General features: G+C 67.4%; 16 protein-coding genes. 8 read left to right on the top strand and 8 right to left on the bottom strand.

From position 1 onward, the window contains the following. Positions 1-77: 77 nt before the first annotated feature. Positions 78-830, bottom strand: a complete 753-nt coding sequence (locus JK358_RS34540) for an SDR family oxidoreductase (protein WP_201956224.1) — start codon at positions 828-830, stop codon at positions 78-80. Between the two features lie 94 nt (positions 831-924). Here JK358_RS34540 and JK358_RS34535 point away from each other — a divergent pair, with 94 nt between their 5' ends. The 5 genes from JK358_RS34535 (at position 925) to JK358_RS34515 (ending at position 5,791) form a co-directional block, all read left to right on the top strand. Then, positions 925-1,515, top strand: a complete 591-nt coding sequence (locus tag JK358_RS34535) for a TetR/AcrR family transcriptional regulator (RefSeq protein WP_201956221.1) — start codon at positions 925-927, stop codon at positions 1,513-1,515. 182 nt (positions 1,516-1,697) lie between these two features. After that, positions 1,698-1,904: a heavy-metal-associated domain-containing protein gene (locus JK358_RS34530; protein WP_201956220.1), complete on the top strand. Its 207-nt coding sequence runs from the start codon at positions 1,698-1,700 to the stop codon at positions 1,902-1,904. Between the two features lies 1 nt (position 1,905). Beyond that, positions 1,906-2,805 carry a DUF8832 domain-containing protein gene (locus tag JK358_RS34525; protein ID WP_201956217.1) on the top strand — a complete coding sequence of 300 codons (900 nt, stop codon included), beginning with the start codon at positions 1,906-1,908 and terminating at the stop codon, positions 2,803-2,805. 98 nt (positions 2,806-2,903) lie between these two features. Then, complete coding sequence (locus tag JK358_RS34520) at positions 2,904-5,096, top strand: heavy metal translocating P-type ATPase (protein WP_232852427.1); 2,193 nt, start codon at positions 2,904-2,906, stop codon at positions 5,094-5,096. A 194-nt stretch (positions 5,097-5,290) separates the two neighbouring features. Next, positions 5,291-5,791 (top strand): LpqN/LpqT family lipoprotein, encoded by a 501-nt coding sequence (locus tag JK358_RS34515; protein ID WP_201956212.1) that lies wholly within the window; start codon positions 5,291-5,293, stop codon positions 5,789-5,791. On the opposite strand, the gene rsmA is transcribed toward JK358_RS34515, so the two are convergent. Beyond that, complete coding sequence (gene rsmA / locus JK358_RS34510; protein ID WP_201956209.1) at positions 5,788-6,678, bottom strand: 16S rRNA (adenine(1518)-N(6)/adenine(1519)-N(6))-dimethyltransferase RsmA; 891 nt, start codon at positions 6,676-6,678, stop codon at positions 5,788-5,790. The genes JK358_RS34515 and rsmA overlap by 4 nt on opposite strands. A gap of 24 nt (positions 6,679-6,702) precedes the next feature. Beyond that, entirely contained in the window at positions 6,703-7,863 is a 1,161-nt protein-coding gene (locus JK358_RS34505) for an alpha/beta fold hydrolase (protein ID WP_201956206.1), read from the bottom strand. 157 nt (positions 7,864-8,020) lie between these two features. Between JK358_RS34505 and JK358_RS34500 the strand changes: the two genes are divergently transcribed. Continuing rightward, positions 8,021-8,785, top strand: a complete 765-nt coding sequence (locus JK358_RS34500; protein WP_201956529.1) for an SDR family NAD(P)-dependent oxidoreductase — start codon at positions 8,021-8,023, stop codon at positions 8,783-8,785. Between the two features lie 106 nt (positions 8,786-8,891). On the opposite strand, the gene JK358_RS34495 is transcribed toward JK358_RS34500, so the two are convergent. Next, the gene (locus JK358_RS34495; protein WP_232852406.1) at positions 8,892-10,019 is read right to left on the bottom strand and encodes a resuscitation-promoting factor; all 1,128 of its coding nucleotides are present in this window, start codon (positions 10,017-10,019) and stop codon (positions 8,892-8,894) included. Between the two features lie 243 nt (positions 10,020-10,262). Then, positions 10,263-11,090 (bottom strand): TatD family hydrolase, encoded by an 828-nt coding sequence (locus JK358_RS34490; protein WP_201956201.1) that lies wholly within the window; start codon positions 11,088-11,090, stop codon positions 10,263-10,265. 66 nt (positions 11,091-11,156) lie between these two features. Between JK358_RS34490 and metG the strand changes: the two genes are divergently transcribed. Continuing rightward, positions 11,157-12,716 carry a methionine--tRNA ligase gene (gene metG, locus JK358_RS34485; protein WP_201956199.1) on the top strand — a complete coding sequence of 520 codons (1,560 nt, stop codon included), beginning with the start codon at positions 11,157-11,159 and terminating at the stop codon, positions 12,714-12,716. Between the two features lie 231 nt (positions 12,717-12,947). On the opposite strand, the gene JK358_RS34480 is transcribed toward metG, so the two are convergent. The 3 genes from JK358_RS34480 to JK358_RS34470 all read right to left on the bottom strand — a co-directional run bounded on the left by JK358_RS34480 (position 12,948) and on the right by JK358_RS34470 (position 15,652). Beyond that, positions 12,948-13,757 (bottom strand): helix-turn-helix domain-containing protein, encoded by an 810-nt coding sequence (locus JK358_RS34480; RefSeq protein ID WP_201956196.1) that lies wholly within the window; start codon positions 13,755-13,757, stop codon positions 12,948-12,950. Positions 13,758-13,779: 22 nt separating this feature from the next. After that, positions 13,780-14,598 (bottom strand): MBL fold metallo-hydrolase, encoded by an 819-nt coding sequence (locus tag JK358_RS34475; RefSeq protein ID WP_201956193.1) that lies wholly within the window; start codon positions 14,596-14,598, stop codon positions 13,780-13,782. A gap of 127 nt (positions 14,599-14,725) precedes the next feature. Then, on the bottom strand, positions 14,726-15,652 hold the full coding sequence (locus tag JK358_RS34470; RefSeq protein ID WP_307817882.1) for an SMP-30/gluconolactonase/LRE family protein: 927 nt from the start codon (positions 15,650-15,652) through the stop codon (positions 14,726-14,728). A gap of 445 nt (positions 15,653-16,097) precedes the next feature. On the opposite strand from JK358_RS34470, the gene JK358_RS34465 reads away from it, so the two are divergent. Continuing rightward, the gene (locus tag JK358_RS34465) at positions 16,098-17,150 is read left to right on the top strand and encodes a 3-oxoacyl-ACP synthase III family protein (RefSeq protein ID WP_201956191.1); all 1,053 of its coding nucleotides are present in this window, start codon (positions 16,098-16,100) and stop codon (positions 17,148-17,150) included. Positions 17,151-17,154: the final 4 nt, after the last annotated feature.

Genomic DNA, 17,154 nt, shown 5'->3' with positions numbered 1-17,154 from the left:
TGCGCGGAACCGGCTCCCGAGACCCGCAGGGGCTCCGTCCCCGAACCCCTCGATCGGGTGCGGAGGCCCGCACCCGCTCACAGCAGCGCGCCGCCGGTGGCGTCGATCCACTGGCCGGTCACCCAGCGGGAATCCTCGGAGGCCAGGAAGGCGACGATGTCTGCGATCTCGGTGGGTCCGGCCACGCGCCGCAGCGGGGACATGGTGGCGACCGAGGCCATGGTCTCGTCGTTGCGGAGCCAGCCGGCGTTCATATCGGTGTCGACGACGCCGGGCGCCACGGCGTTGACGGTGATGCCGCGCGCGCCGACCTCCTTGGCCAGGATGGAGGTGAAGGAGTCGATCGCGCCCTTGGTCATGGTGTAGGCGATGAGCTCCGGCATGCGCAGGCCCTGGGTGAGGCCGGTGGAGACGTTCACGACGCGGCCGTTGTCGCGCAGCCGTTCCAGGCCGAGTTTGGTGACGAAGAACGGGGCCTTGGTGTTGACGGCGAAGACGCGGTCGAAGGATTCCTCGTCGGTACCCCCGATGGGTTCCCGGATGCCGTCGATACCGGCGTTGTTGACGAGGATGTCGAGCCCGTCGGCGTGTGCGTCGAAGGCCGCCCACAGTGCTTCGGCGTCGCCCGCCGCGCCGAGCGGGGCCTGGATCGCGAAGGCCTGTCCCCCGGCGGCCTCGATGGCCGCGACGGTCTCCGCGGCGGCGGCGGTATTGCCGTTGTAGTGCACGCCGACGCGCGCGCCGTCACGTCCGAGGCGTTCCGCGATGGCCCGGCCGATGCCGCGTCCGCTGCCGGTGACCAGTGCCGTCTTGCCGGTGAGTGCGCTCATGACGCTGTCCCTTCATCCCGCGATCGCATTCTCTAGCGATCGTTACAGAAAGGACCGTAGCACATTATTTAACGAGCGCTATAAAATAGGTGGCATGGCCACACAAACCCGAGGCCGGCCCCGCAAGTTCGATCGAGATGCCGCCCTGGACAAGGCATTACGACTGTTCTGGCGACAGGGCTACGAAGCCACCTCGATCAGCGACCTCACCGGCGAACTCGGCATCGGCGCACCGAGCCTCTACGCGGCCTTCGGCGACAAGCAGAAGCTGTTCAACGAGGCCATCCAGAGCTACGGGCTCCACTACGGCGGCTTCGCCTTCCGCGCACTCACCGAGGAGCCGACCGCCCGCGCCGCCGCCGCACGCACACTGCGCGAGGCGGCCACCGAGTACACGCTCCCCGGCAGGCCCGCAGGCTGCATGGTGATCAGCGCGGGCCTCAACACCACCAATCACGACATCGCGGACATGCTCGAGGGCATGCGCAACAACAATGTCGCCGCCTTCGAGCAGAAGATCACCGCCGATATCGAGGCCGGAGTCCTGCCCGAATCCACGAATGCGCGAGCATTGGCCCGGCACATCGCCGTGGTGATGCAGGGCATGTCGCAGTCCGCACAGGACGGCGCGAGCCTGGAGGAGCTGCGATACGTCGCTGATTTGGCCATGCGCGCCTGGCCCTGACACGCCCCGGCAGAAGTTCGGCACAGCGACTTCGCGCCCTCCACCTGGGGGTTCGGGGGCGCAGCCCCTGAGAGCCCAGCGAGTTGGCCCGACCCCCTTGCGATGGGTACCCATGGGGGGTATGTTTCTCGGTGTCGGGGATACCCCCACACCGTATTGAGCGCGAGTGAAGGAGCCGAACAATGGCCACCAGCACCTACACCGTCACCGGGATGACCTGCGGCCACTGCGTCGGGTCGGTCCAGAAGGAGATCGGGAAGATCGACGGAGTGACCAGTGTCGACGTGGACCTCGCCAGCGGTCTCGTGAAGGTCGAGTCGAGCAGCGCGCTCGCCGACGCCGATGTCGTCGCCGCCGTCGACGAAGCGGGATATCAGGTGGCGAGCTGAGATGAACGATCGACTGAGGTTCGCCGCCCTGGGCGGCGGACTGGTCGTACTGTTCGGGGCCGCGCTCGGAATCGGCGCCCTGGTGGGCGATCCGACCGAGCCGGCCCCCGGCACCACGGCCGCACACAGTGAACACGGCACGACCGCCCCCGAATCGACCTACGGCCTGACCGAATCCGAATCCGGCTACGCCCTCGGCGAGGTCTCCGCCCCCACGGCCGCGAATCAGCAGGGCGCACTGCGCTTCCGGATCACCGGGCCGCAGGGCACCGTCACCCGGTACCAGACGCTGCACGACAAGCAGCTGCACCTGATCGTGGCCCGCACGGACGCGAGCCAATTCCGGCACGTACACCCGGAACTAGCCGCCGACGGCACCTGGTCCATCGATTGGACGTGGGCCGAACCCGGCACCTACCGCGTATTCGCCGACTTCGCCGCCGCGGACGGCCCCGAACTGACACTGAGCCGCACGGTGAAAGTCGAAGGTGCGGTACAGGATCGGCCGCTGCCGCCGGTGTCCAAGACCGCCGAGGTGGACGGCTACCGGGTCACCCTCACCGGCGACCTGGCCACGGCCGGAAGCGAATTGAAGTTCACGATCACCCGCGACGGCAAGCCCGTCACCGATCTGCAGCCCTACCTGGGCGCTTACGCGCACCTCGTAGCATTGCGGGCGAGTGACCTGGCCTACCTGCACGTCCATCCGCAGGGTGAGGTCGGCAAGACGCCACCCGGACCGGAGGTGGGTTTCCACGCCGAAGCGCCGAGCGACGGCAAATACCGTCTCTACCTGGACTTCTCACATAACGGCAAAGTACACACCGCGGAGTTCACCGCGGACGCAACGACCGCACCCGCATCGGGCGGTCCCGCACGGCACGAAGGAGGTCACCAATGAGCGCGCCCGCACCCGAACGCGATGCCGAGCAGCTCGGCGGCGGCAGCCTGCGCGACAGCAGTCTGCCGAACCAGTCGATCGAGCTCGAGATCGGCGGCATGACCTGCGCCTCCTGCGCGTCGCGAATCGAGAAGAAGCTCAACCGGATCGAGGGCGTCACCGCCACCGTCAATTACGCCACCGAGAAGGCGAAGGTCAGCTTCCCGGAATCGGTGACCACCGATGATCTGATCGCCAAGGTGGTCGACACCGGGTACACGGCCGGCGTGCACAACCCCCAGCCGGTGAAAAGCGCCGGGTCCGAGGATGATTCGGCCCCGAGCGCAACCGGGCAGCTGCGCCACCGCCTGCTGGTGACACTGGCGCTGGCGATCCCCGTGGTCGCCATGGCCATGATCCCGGCCCTGCAATTCGAGAACTGGCAGTGGCTTTCGCTCACCCTGACCGCGCCCATCGTGGTGTGGGGCGGCGCGCAGTTCCACCGGGCCGCGTGGGTGAACGCCAAGCACGGCGCGGCCACCATGGACACGCTGATCTCGCTGGGCACCATCGCCGCCTTCGGCTGGTCGGTGTACGCGCTGTTCTTCGGCAGCGCGGGCATGGCCGGCATGAAACACCCCTTCAGCCTTGCGATTACCCGTGGCGACTCGTCCTCGGCGCTGTACTTCGAGGTCGCGGCGACGCTGATCACGGCGATCCTGGCGGGCCGCTACTTCGAGACCCGGTCCAAGGAGAAGGCCGGATCCGCGCTGCGCGCCCTGCTGGAACTGGGTGCGAAGGATGTCGCCGTCCTGCGTGACGGTGTCGAAATCCGCATCCCCGTCGGCGAATTGCGGGTCGGAGAGGAGTTCCTGACCCGCCCCGGCGAGAAGATCGCCACGGACGGCATTGTGGTGAGCGGCAATTCGGCGCTCGATATGAGCATGCTGACCGGTGAGTCGGTGCCGGTCGAGGTCGGCCCCGGCGATCAGGTGATCGGCGCGACCGTGAACGCGGGCGGTCTGCTGACCGTGCGCGCCACCCGGGTCGGCGCGGACACCCAGCTGGCGCAGATGGCCCTGCTGGTGGAGGACGCGCAGAACGGCAAGGCTCCGGTGCAGCGGCTGGCGGATCGGGTGGCCGGGGTGTTCGTGCCGATCGTCATCGCGATCGCCGTTGCGGCCCTGGGCTTCTGGCTCGGCACCGGCGCGGCCGTGGCGACGGCCTTCGGTGCGGCGGTGGCCGTGCTGATCATCGCCTGCCCGTGCGCCCTGGGTCTGGCGACTCCGACCGCGCTGCTGGTCGGCACGGGACGCGGTGCGCAGCTGGGCATTCTGATCAAGGGCCCGCAGGTACTGGAGTCGACGCGGCGCATCGACACCGTGGTGCTGGACAAGACCGGCACCGTCACCACCGGCAAAATGACTCTCGCGGAAGTGATTCCGGCCGACGGCGTGGACGCGGACGAACTGCTGTCCGTAGCGGCGGCGGTGGAGCACGGCTCCGAGCACCCGGTCGCACGGGCCGTGGTGACCGGCGCGGCCGAGCGCGGACTCGACACCGAGCCGGTGGAGCAGTTCGTGAGCCACGGCGGCAAGGGCGTACAGGGTCTGGTCGGTGCGCGCGCGGTGGTCATCGGACGCACCGAGCTGCTGCGGGATTGGTCGGTCGAGGTGCCGGATACCTTGGCGCAGGCCAAGTCCCGGGCCGAGTCGGCCGGTCACACCGCCATCGTGGTGGCGTGGGACGGACACGCCCGCGGCGTGCTGGTGATCGCCGACAAGATCAAGGACACCAGTGCCGAGGCCATCGCCGACCTGCGTGCCCTCGGCCTGACCCCCGTCCTGCTGACCGGCGACAACGCCGCCGCGGCCCGCACCGTCGCGGACCAGGTCGGTATCGAGGAGGTCATCGCCGAGGTGCTGCCCAGCGACAAGCTGGACGTGGTGAAGCAGCTGCAGGGGCAGGGCAAGGTGGTCGCCATGGTCGGCGACGGCGTCAACGACGCGGCCGCACTGGCCCAGGCGGATCTGGGTCTGGCCATGGGCACCGGCACCGATGTGGCCATCGAGGCCGGGGATATCACCCTGGTGCGCGGTGACCTGCGCACGGTGGGAACGGCCATCCGGCTGTCCCGCGCCACCCTGCGCACCATCAAGGGCAATCTGTTCTGGGCGTTCGGCTACAACGTGGCGGCGATCCCGCTGGCCGCCGCCGGTCTGCTGAACCCGATGCTCGCGGGTGCCGCCATGGCCCTGTCCAGTGTCTTCGTGGTCAGCAACAGCCTGCGCCTGCGCCGCTTTCGCGGATGAGCCGCAGCGCACACGCCGCGGACGGAACACCCTGTCGCACCGGGCCGTTCGGATCACACGATCCGAACGGCCCGTTTCTTCGCGACCGCGCCGCTCCCCTGGCGGGCCGCGACCCGGACAGTGCCCGCACGGCTACGAAGCTCATCCGATAGCGTTCCGGATCGGAACGGCCCATCGACCGAGGAGCACATGCCGTGACGACCATCGCCGAATTCCTGACCGCGGCGGATATTCAGATCGCCCCCGCCGAACCGGGTGAGCCCGGGGTGCCGGATGTGACGATCACGCTGCCGGAGGAATGGCAGGCGGTCGACCGGGCCGTCTTCCCCGGCGCGTACGGCGTGTGGACGCTGCCGCCCGCCGGCGGCTGGGCCGACAATGTGGTGCTGCTGGTCGGCAAGTTCTCCAAGCCGGTGGCCGCGAACGACCTGCTGCAGTGCGCGTTCACCGATGCCCGCGCGCTGCCGAAGTGGCGTGAGATCGTCGCCGATGTGGCCGATTTCGAGGCCTACCCGTCCGCGGACGTGGTCGGCACCTACAGCCTGGAAGCGCTCGATCTGTGGGTGCACACCCGCTACGTCGTCGTCGCGGCGGCGAGCGGCGAGTACCTGGTGCAGATCACCGTCACCGCCAAGGCCGATCACGAGAACGTCGACTCGGATCTGCTCAACGGCCTGGTGATTCGCACCAACTAGGGCTGCCGCGCCTGGTCGGCGAGGCGGACGAAGGCCGCGGTGTCGAGCGTCTCGCCGCGCGCGGTGGGCGCGATTCCCGCTGCGACAAGGCGCTTTTCGGCTTCGGCGGGGGAACCCGCCCAGCCGGAGAGCGCGGCCCGCAGCGTTTTGCGGCGCTGCGCGAACGCGGCGTCGACCACCTCGAAGACGCGGCGGCGGTGGGCCTCGTCCACCGGCCACGGGGGTTCGGCGAAGCGGTCGATCCGGACGAGCCCGGATTCGACCTGCGGGACCGGCCAGAAGATCTGCCGCCCGACGGTTCCGGCGCGGCGGACGGTGCCGAAGAATCCGGCCTTCACGCTGGGGACGCCGTAGGTGCGGCTGCCGGGTTCGGCGGCCAACCGGTCGGCCACCTCCAGCTGCACCATCACCAGAGCCGTTCGGATGCTCGGCAATTCGGACATGAGGTGCAGGAGTACCGGCACCGCCACGTTGTACGGGAGGTTGGCCACCAGCGCGGTCGGCTCGGCGGGGATGTCGGCCGCGGAGACGCGCAGGGCGTCGGCCTCGACCACCGTGAGGCGGTCCTTCAGCTCTGGTGCGCGGGTGGCGACGGTCTCCGGCAGGAAGTGCGCCAGCGGCGGATCGATCTCGACGGCGACCACCCGGTCCACCACATCGAGCAGGGCCAGGGTCAGCGAGCCGAGGCCCGGCCCCACCTCGAGCACCACATCGTCACGGCCGACTCCGGCGGACGCGACGATGCGGCGCATGGTGTTCGCATCGTGCACGAAGTTCTGTCCGAGCTGCTTGGTCGGGCGGACGCCGAAGCGTTCGGCCAACTCCCGCACCTCGGCGGGACCGAGCAGTGCGGCTTGACCACGACCAGCGGTTTCGGATTCGGACACTCTGCGAAACCTATCAACCCCGGATCAGGGCGTGACAGGCGCGGCCAGAATGCGGTCGGCGAACGCGCCGATGGCGGCCCACATCTGGTCGTTCAGCTGGCAGTGCGTGCCGTTGCCCACGACGGTGCCGAAGTCCACGCCCGCGGCGGCGAACTGGGCGGCCAGCGCGGCGTGCAGCGGCGCGGGCACGGTGAGGTCGTTGGTGTTGAGCAGCAGCAGGATCGGCGCGTCGTAGCCGGTGGCAGGGATGGCCATGTAATCGGCGATGGCACTGCGAAAGCGTTCGTCGGACAGCGGCCGGGACAGCATCTCGCCCAGTGACACCCCGTCGGCGACCTTCATGATGTCGCCGAAGCACATGCTGCCCGCCCGATCCAGGATGTCGCGGCCGCGCGGGGTGAGGTAGCTGTTCATGTCGAGCTCGGGCCGGGTCTCGCGCAGGCCGACGAACATACTCAGCACGAAGGCGTCGACGGCATTGCCCGCCTGGCCCGGGATGTCGGGGACGTACGGTCCGCCCAGCGGCACCAGTTTCTCCACATCGGAGGCCGGGTCGACGGCGACGGTGCCGCGGAAGTCGAGTTCGGGCGCGAGGACCGACTGCAGGTTGGCGGTGCCGAGCGCGGCGTGCCCGCCCTGCGAGAAGCCGAAGACGCCCCAGGTGCGCGACAGGTCGGTGCGGGCCGCGCGGGCCGCCTTGACGATGTCGATGGTGGCGGTGGCCTCGCTGCGCAGTTCCAGGTACGGGTGCGGGCCGGTGTCGAAGCGGCCGAGTCCCAGGTAGTCCGGCGCGACGACGGCGAAGCCCTTGTTCACGAAGTACTGCAGGACCGCGTCCTCGTTGGGCCGGGCCACGCGGCTGTTGTCGGATTGCCCGCCGCAGCCGGGTCCGAGGCCGGAGGTGCCGTGGTCGTAGGCCATGATCGGCCAGCCGCCTTCGGGCGCGGGGCCGTCGGGGACGAAGAGCGCGCCGCTGGCCTGCACGGCGTCGCCATTGGAGCGGGTGGTCCAGTAGTCGACGGTGAAAGCGTTTGCCATGCCCCGGAATTCACCGGATTTCGCCGTCGCGGTGATCAGGTCGCCGGAGGCGGCGGCCTGGGCGGGTGAGCCGGGCAGGGTGAGCAGTGCGCCCGCTGACACCACGGTGGCGGTGAATACCCGTGCGCGCCAACCGAACAACCGCATAAATCCTCCATCTTCCCGACCCAGACGATTTCGTGTGCGCCGATGAGCCTAGCGGAATTGATCAACCGTCCAGTATGAGAAAACTCTGAGATCGCCGCCGCCGATGCCCTTTCCGGCCATTGACGGGCGCTGTAACTTGTTCTAATTTCTCGCCATGTTGCGCAGATACGAAAACCGCCGGGTCCTCGTCACCGGAGCCGGCTCCGGCATCGGCCAGGGCGTCGCCCTGCGATTGCTCGCCGAGGGGGCACAGCTGGTGGCCGCCGACATCAGTGACCAGGGCCTGCAGGCCACCCTCGAAGCTGTCCCCGCCGATCAGCGCGAGCGACTCGAAACCCTGACCCTCGATATCTCCGACCCGGAATCGGTGCGCGCCGCCACCGCCGCGGCCTTCGAATTCCTCGGCGGGCTCGATGTTCTCGTGAACGCCGCGGGCATCCTGCGCGCCGCGCACACCCACGAAATGCCGCTGGAGGACTGGAACAAGGTGATCTCGGTGAATCTCACCGGCACCTTCCTCATGATTCAGGCGGCGGTGCCCAAGCTGATCGAATCGCAGCGCGGCGTGATCGTGAACTTCTCCAGCACTTCGGCTTTCGGTTCGAATCCGTATATGGCCGCGTACGCCGCGTCCAAGGCGGGCGTCAACGCGCTCACCCACACCATCGCCCTCGAATACGTGAAGAAGGGCCTGCGCGCGGTGAATATCGTGCCCGGCGGCATCAGCACCGGCATCACCGCCGGACTGGCCCTGCCCGCCGACGCCGACTGGAGCCTCATGGCCCGGCTGCCCGGCTGGCTGGAAGGCGGCGCACTCGGCAAGCCCGAGGACATCGCGGGCGTGGTGGCCATGGCGGCTTCGGATGACGGCCGCTACATGACGGGCACCGAACTGCGGGTCGACGGCGGCGCGCTGATGTAACCCACCCTCGTCATCGCGGATTCGGCCGGGATCCACTTCGGGCAGAGGTGGATTCCGGCCGAAAGCATGCCGGAATGACGGGGTCGAGCACGCCCGGAAAGACGGGTCAGCTGATTCCCAGGCGGCTGGTGCAGGCGGGCCAGGCGCCCCAGCCCTGGCGCGCGCGGGTCACCTCGGCGATGGCGATCTGCTCCTCGCGGGTGGCGAGGTCGGCGCGAGGGGCGTAGCGCAGGCCGCCCTGGCGGGCCCAGGTGCTCGCGTCGAACTGGATGCCGCCGTAGTAGCCGTTGCCGGTGTTGATGGCCCAGTTGCCGCCGGATTCGCACTTGGCCAGCGCATCCCAGACGTGGCCGTCGCGAACCTCGGGGACCTCGGTGCCGGGCTTGGCGCCCTTGCGCACGGTCTTGGGCGCGGAGGGGACGATCACCGTCGAGCTGATCGGATCCTTGGCGGCCTCGACACCGTTCACCGTGGAGATGGCGAAGGTGACGTCCTGCACGCCGGGCGTGCCCGGGTTCTCCACGATGACGCGGCTCATGTTCATCGTCGGATCCTCGATGACGTTCTCGGTCGGATCCAGCGGAATGCGCTCGACGCGGTTGGTGACGGTCTTGCGGGTGACGGTGATCTTCATGCCGTCGGTGAGCGGGGTGCTCGCGGCCGGTTCCACGAAGTCCTGATTGATCAGCGGCCGGCCCTGCACCTGCAGCAGTTCGCCGACGGTCGGCGCGGCCAGGCGCACCAGCGACAGCGGATTGCCGTCATCGGAGAGTTCCACCGTGCGCGGGTTGGTGATGAGCATCTGCGCACCCTCGAGCGGCAGCGGCGAGGGGCGCGCGGGCGAGGTGAAGACGTCGTCGGGCAGGCCCAGCTTCACCACGGCTTCCGCGACGGTGAGCGCGGTGGTCCAGGCGGTGGAGGGTTTGCCGTCCACGATGAGCGCGACCTCGCGAGCCCGGTTCAGCGTGATGGTCTCGCCGTCGCGGATTCGCGATGCGGCGGAAGGGGATACGTCGTCGCGGTCGTCGAGGGTGAAACCGGCGTCCTTGAGCACACCGCGAACGTCCCGGAACATGCTGTGCTGCACGAGCTTCTGCCCGTCGACAACCAGCGTGACTTCCTTCTTGTTCACGATGGCCAGACCCGCACCCACGATGAGCGTGACGAGCATCGCCGCGATGGCTCCGTACAGGAGCGGCGATCGCGACGAGTTGATCTTCGCCAAAGCGTTCAACGGAAATCCCGGCATGGTCACAGTACGATAACGAGGGGGTCAGCGATTGACAACCTATCCACGCGGACCTGGATATCCGGAAATAACGAGCCGATATCGATTCCGCAGGTAGATCACGATCCGGCTCATCATAGTGAGCCGAAACACATTCCGCGAACCAACCTGCGGGTATGCACGTTTCGCCGGTTTCACCAGGCCATTCACACAGAAACCGTGCGAAACGTGAGAAAAGGTGCGAGAGAGCTAGATTCGGTACAGCCGCCGAGCCGTCGCCGTGGTGATCTCCGCGAGCTCCTGCGGATCCTGGCCGCGAATCTCCGCCAATGCCCGCACCGTGTACGGCAGCATGTACGACTCGTTGGGCGCGCCGCGGAAGGGATGCGGGGTCAGATAGGGCGCATCCGTTTCCACCAGAATCTGATCTTGCGGAACCAGTTTCGCGGCCTCCCGCAATTCATGGGCATTCTTGAAACTCACGGTGCCCGAGAAACTCAGCACATATCCCTCTTCCACGCAGGCGATGGCCATGTTGGCGTCACCCGAGAAGCAGTGGAAGATCACCTGATCCGGCGCGCCCTCGTCCAGCAGCACCGCCAGCAGATCGTGATCGGCCTCGCGGTTGTGGATCATGAGCGGCTTGCGCACCCGCTTGGCGAGATCGATGTGCCAGCGGAAACCCTCCACCTGCTCCTCGACATTCGCGCAGCCGTCGAGCTTGCCGGGCCAGTAGTAGTCGAGCCCGGTCTCCCCCACCGCGACCACGCGCGGATCCCGGGCCAGCTCCTCGAGTTCCTTCTTCGCGGCATCGTCGAGCGCGTTGGCCCGGGTCGGGTGCAGCGCGACAGCCGCGTAGACGCGATCGTCCCAGTGCGCGGCCCGCACCGCGGCGCGCGCGGCCTCGATGTCGTCGGCCACCGTCACGATCTTGCCGACGCCCACGGCTTCGGCCCGATCGACCAGCGCCGCAACCGATTCCGGATCGGTCGCGCCACAGGCGTCGATATGGGTGTGCGCGTCCACCAGCGGGGCCAGCGGCTCCGGCGGCTCGGGGGCGGGCCGGCGGCTACTCATGGGCGACACCGGTGACGGGGATATTCACGCGAGCGTGTAGAGGCACGCAGATAGAGTAGACACACCATGAGCGCATCCGACCGCCCCGCCTTTTACATCACCACGGCCATCGCGTACCCGAACGGCGCACCGCACATCGGACACGCCTACGAGTACATCTCCACCGATGCCCTGGCCCGCTTCAAGCGACTCGACGGCTTCGACGTGTTCTTCATGACGGGCACCGACGAGCACGGCCAGAAGGTGCAGCAGGCCGCCAAGGCCGCGGGCGTCCCGGAGCAGGAGTACGCCTCGCGCAACTCCGATGTCTTCGAGGCCATGGACAAGGCGCTCGACATCTCCTTCGACCGGTTCATCCGCACCACCGACGAAGACCATCACGCGGCGTCGGTCGCCATCTGGGAGAAGATGGCCGCGAACGGCGATATCTACCTCGACACCTACGCGGGCTGGTACTCGGTGCGCGACGAGGCGTTCTACACCGACGAGGAGACCACCGTCCTCTCCGACGGCACCCGCATCTCCACCGACACCAAGACCCCGGTGGAGTGGACCGAGGAGTCGAACTACTTCTTCCGCCTGTCCAAGTACCAGGACAAGCTGCTCGAACTGTACGAAACCCAGCCGGATTTCATCGCGCCCGCGACCCGGCGCAACGAGATCGTCTCGTATGTGAAGGCCGGGCTGAAGGATCTGTCCATCTCCCGCACCACCTTCGACTGGGGTGTGCCGGTGCCGGGCGATCCGGCGCACGTCATGTACGTGTGGGTGGACGCGCTCACCAACTACCTGACCGGCGCGGGCTTCCCGGATGTGAATTCGGCCGCGTACCAGAAGTTCTGGCCCGCCGACCTGCACATCATCGGCAAGGACATCACCCGCTTCCACACCGTGTACTGGCCGGCCTTCCTCATGTCGGCCGGAATCGAACTGCCCAAGCGGGTTTTCGTGCACGGCTTCGTGAACTACCGCGGCGAGAAGATGTCCAAGTCGGTCGGCAATGTGGTCGATCCGATGGCGCTGGTGGAGACCTACGGCCTGGACGCCGTGCGGTTCTTCCTGCTGCGCGAGATCTCCTACGGGCAGGACGGCTCCTACAGCGAGGAGGCCATCGCGGGCCGGATCAACACCGATCTGGCCAACGAGTTCGGCAATCTCGCGCAGCGCTGCCTGAAGATGGTGGCGCGCGACTTCGGCGGCGTGGTGCCGACCCCGGGCGAGTTCACCACCGAGGACACCGCCCTGCTGGAGCGGGCGGGCGGCCTGCTGGAGAAGGTGCGCGCCGAATTCGACCAGCAGCAGATCCATCTCGGCCTGGAGCAGCTGTGGCTGACCCTGGGCGAGACCAACCGCTACTTCTCGGCACAGGCCCCGTGGACGCTGGCCAAGTCGGGCACGCCGGAGGACATCGCCCGCGAGGGCACCATCCTGTACGTGACCATGGAGGTCGTGCGGATCGTGTCGCTGCTGGTGCAGCCGGTGATTCCGGCGTCGGCGGGCAAGATCCTGGATCTGCTCGACCAGACCGACCGCACCTTCGCGGCCGTCGCCACCCCGATCGCGCCGGGGGCCACCCTGCCCGAGCCGCAGGTGGTCTTCCCGAAGTACGTCGCGCCCAAGAACTGACGCGAGCCTCGTGGACCCGCACACGCCGATGTGTGCGGGGGTTCGAGGGCCGGGGTGCGGCACAGCCGTTCGTTCGGGGCACACCGCGCAGTGCGGTGGAGATTCCCCTCCGAACTCCACAACTTCTCAACCGGTAATACCTGCTGTGCCGACCGCAGCCCGAACAGCATCCGATTCGGGTCCGTCCCAGGTCAACTCGGGTCGGCGACACTTATTGGGGCACCGGCCCGGTCAGGCGCTGCGCGGGGTCAGCACGAAGAGCTGATATCCGGTGTCGTCGGGATGCACGGCGTTGTAGGAGCGCATGGTGAAGAACAGCTGCTCGCCGGAGTCCGGCACGTTCACCACCACGCGGGCGCTGTTGAACACTTCCTCGGTCATATCCGTCGACCACATGGCCTCGAAATGCGGGTTGCCCCGGCAGGTTTCGAGGATCTGCGCGATCCGCTCCGGCGGCACGATGCCGGGCGCGGCCACCCGCATGTAGAACAGCAGCCGGTGCACGATCTCGTACCAGTTGTCGAGCACCCGCGGGGCCTCCGGGGCCGTCATCATCTGCTCGATCACATTGGTCGGCCGGACCGCGCCCTGATCCGCGGGCAGCAGCCATGAAAAGGCTTCCCGGGCGGCCGCATTGGCGGCGAGCACATCGTATTCGGGCACGCGGTGGAAGAACGCCGGGAACGGGAAGGCCTCCAGGTGTTCGAGGTCCTCGTCCTTGAGCGCCGGGGGCCAGGAACCCTTGGCGATGGACGCCGACAGCATGGGCAGCGCGATCGACACCATCTTCTGCAGCATCCAGATGGGCGCGTTGACAGCCGCGCACCAGTCCTCGAGTCGGCTCATCGACAGCGGGCGTTCGCCCTTCTCCAGCTTGCGGTAGAGCGAGAGGCTGACGTACATGCGCCGCGCGACTTCCTCCTGGGTGAGCCCCAGGCCCTCACGCCGGTATCGCATATATCGCCCGAGCATCGGAATCTCGGGCAGGGTGTCCGCCTGACCGAATCTGCCGCCCACTGTGCCGCCAACCTCCTGAGACATTCCCAGGGCGATTATGGCGCACTCAGGCCAGTGCCCTCGCACGGGCCCGCAGCGCCCGCAGCTCCGGGCCGCTGTGGGCGGAGAAGACGGTCACCTCGTCGGCGTGATCGTGGGCCAGCTCACACAGTCGTTCCCAGTTGTGCCGGCGGGCCTTGCCGTCGGCCGCGGCGAAGGCTTCGAAAGCGGCGACGACCCATGGCCGTTCGATATCGCCGGGGCGGCCGAGCTGACCGAAGTGCGCGTCGCCGGCGTGCAGCAGCCACGAATCACCGGTGCGCACCGCCACTCCCGCGTGACCGCGACTGTGCCCGGCCAGCGGTACCAGCACGATCTCCTCGGGGATGCCGGGCAGGGTGCGCGCACCGGTGAAGCCGAACCAGGTGTCGCCGCCCTCGGCGTGTAGTCGCCAGCGTGGGCCGTGGCGCAGCTGCGGGGTGCGGTAGCGCTGGGTCTCGCCGATGCCGCGCGGGAATTCCATTGCGCGCAGCTCATTTTCGAAGACGTGCACGCGGGCGTTCGGGAAGTCAGCGAGGCCGCCCGCGTGATCGAGGTCCAGGTGGGTGAGCACGATGTCGCGGACGTCGTCGCGGTGGTAGCCGAGCGATTCGACCTGTGCCAGTGCGGATCCCGCGATATCGGGGTCGGGGCGGAAGACGCCGCACCAGGCGCGGCCCAGCCAGGCGGCGGGATCGCGTGCGGCCTGCTGGCCGAGGCCGGTGTCGACCAGGGTCAGTCCGGTGTCGTGTTCGATGAGCAGACAGTGGATCACCAGGTCCATGCCCCACAGCCACTCTCCGCCGAGCGGATCGATTCCGCCGCACTCCAGATGATGGACACGCATGGCAACCCCCTGCACCGGAACCACGCCGCGGGAGCCGAGAAAGTCGCGGCCTCAGCAGTTTTCGGTCTGCGAGGCTCGAACGTCAATGCCGCGGGCCGACACAATCTGGGTGCGGGGCCGCACGAACTCAGGGCGTGAGGCGGGTGACCGTACCCAGAAAACTTGTGGCATACAGGGAGTGGACATCCCAGCCCGGCCCGGAGCCGAAGCGGACGGACGTGGTGAAGGGCAGGCCATTGGCCACCACGCAAGTGCGCGCGGTATCCGGATCGACCCGGACCACCTGGCCGAGCACATTCAGGGCTACATATACCGCACCGTCCGGTCCGACCGTCAGATCGTCGGCGGCGTTCATCGGGCCCGGTCCGGGGATGGTGATGCGCTGCGGCTCCGCGGACAGATCGTCCACGTCGAAGACGGCGAGGGTGCTGGTCGCGTCGAAGGTGGTCGAGACGAACAGCTTTCGCCGTTCCGGATCGTAGGCGAGGCCGTTGGTGGAGGTGAGGCCCGGCGCGGGACGCTGCATCGAGCCGTCGGGCAGGACGCGGGTGAGGGTGGTGTCCGCGCCCATATCGCGACTGACCACGAATCCGCCGTCGGGCAGCTGCGCCAGGCCGTTGGGCATGGTCAGGCCGGTCGCGACGGGGCGGACGGCACCGGTGCTCAGGTCGACGGCCTGAATGGAGCCGTCCGCGAGGCCGGACAGTCCGCTGTTGGCGGTGTTGCCGGAGTTCACGAAAGCCGTTGCGCCGGAGACCACGATGCCGCCGGGCGCTTCGATGTCGGCCACGGTGGAGCGCGCCCCCTCGGCCGTGAGACGCTGCAGCGCGCCGCCGGAACCGCTGAGGCTGATCTCGGACAGCAGCAGGCCGCCGCGGCCGTCGAAGGCGAGGTTCTCCAGGCTGCCGTAGCCGGAGGCGACGGTCGTCTTGGCCCACTGACCGCAGCCGATGAGCCCGGGATCGGCCGTGGCGGGGGCGGTCGCGCCCAGGGCGGCCAGCACGGTCAGTTGTACGGCAGTGATGCCGCCGGTCATTACAGCCCGAAGTCGCACCCCCACAAGCTAATCGTGACGGCTCATGAAATCCATAGCGATTCGGGCAGTGAAAGGCACTGTCGCTCAGACAGTTTGCCGCTACCGGTAGACGCGACTCCGCCGCCGTGTGACGGATCACGTTCGGGCAGGACACCGATGGTGAAGTCTCTCACAGGGAAACTAGCAGTCCGATAACTCCGGAGGGCAAATCCCCCGATGGCGGAGAGATAGCGGAAGGCTATGTGCCACCTTCGAACCAACCGGCTGACCCGCTCGTTCTCCAGATTCAGCGATTGCTGACCGGTCACTACTGCCTGTTACCGGCAGTTCCATAAACAGCCTATTCGGGCATTGTCTCAGACAATGCCTCGACTTTGTGTCGGTCGCTCGCCTAGTTACCGTCGGGTAGCCTCAATCCATCCTGCTAGCGAGCGTAATTCTTCCTACTTACCAGGAGTTCCCCGTGCCACATTCTCGCTTCGAGTCGATCGGGGCTTATCTGCCCTCGAAACGTGTCACCACCGAAGAACTCATCGCGCAATTGCAACAGGCTCCGGGCTTCGATCTCGAGAAGATCACGGGCGTCAAGGAACGACGCATGCGCGATACCACCCCCGCGAGTCACGAGGACTCGTTCGTGCTGGCACTCAAGGCAATCGAAGACGCTTTGTCCAGGTCACAGTACTCGGCTTCGGACCTCGACGTGATCATCTCCACCTCGATCACGCGCAGCAAGGACGGCACCAAGATGTATATGGAGCCCTCCTTCGCGGGCTCCATCGCCCGCGCCATCGGAGCGCGCGCCGATGTCATTCATTTCGATCTGTCCAATGCCTGCGCGGGAATGCTCACCGGCACTTACATTCTCGATCGAATGATCCGGTCGGGCGCCGTGCGACGCGGAATCGTGGTGAGCGGCGAGGCAATTACTCCCATTGCGGAAACCGCCGTCGCCGAAATTACCGAAAAGTATGACCTGCAATTCGCTTCGCTGACCGTCGGCGATTCCGGTGCGGCGGCCATCCTCGACGAATCCGTCGACGAGAACGACCGCATCCACTACGTTGACCTGACCACGGCCTCGGAATACTCGCATCTGTGCCTCGGCATGCCCAGTGACAAGTCGCAGGGCGTCGCGCTCTACACCGACAACCGCAAGATGCACAACGAATCCCGCTTCCTGCTGTGGACCGACACCCAGGGCACCTTCCTGGAGAGCCAGGGCACCACCTTCGCGGACGAGAAGTTCGACTATCTGATCCACCACCAGTTCGGCGCGGGCGCGGTGCCTTTCATCAACGCCATCGCCGCGCGCGAGTTCGGCGTGCCCATGCCGCCGGATCTGAACGTGATCGAGAAGTACGGAAACACCTCCACCACTTCGCATTTCATTGTGCTGCACGATCACCTGAGCCAGCAGAACATCGAAGCAGGATCCAAGATCCTGATGATTCCCGCCGCCTCCGGCGTCGTCGCGGGTTACCTGTCCACCACGATTTCGTCGCTGAAGGTCTGAGGTC

Source organism: Nocardia acididurans (assembly GCF_016741815.1).
In the GTDB taxonomy this organism is placed as follows: Bacteria; Actinomycetota; Actinomycetes; order Mycobacteriales; family Mycobacteriaceae; genus Nocardia; species Nocardia acididurans.
Note: the sequence above shows the minus strand (reverse complement) of the source record. Positions and strands in the feature narration are given on the sequence as shown.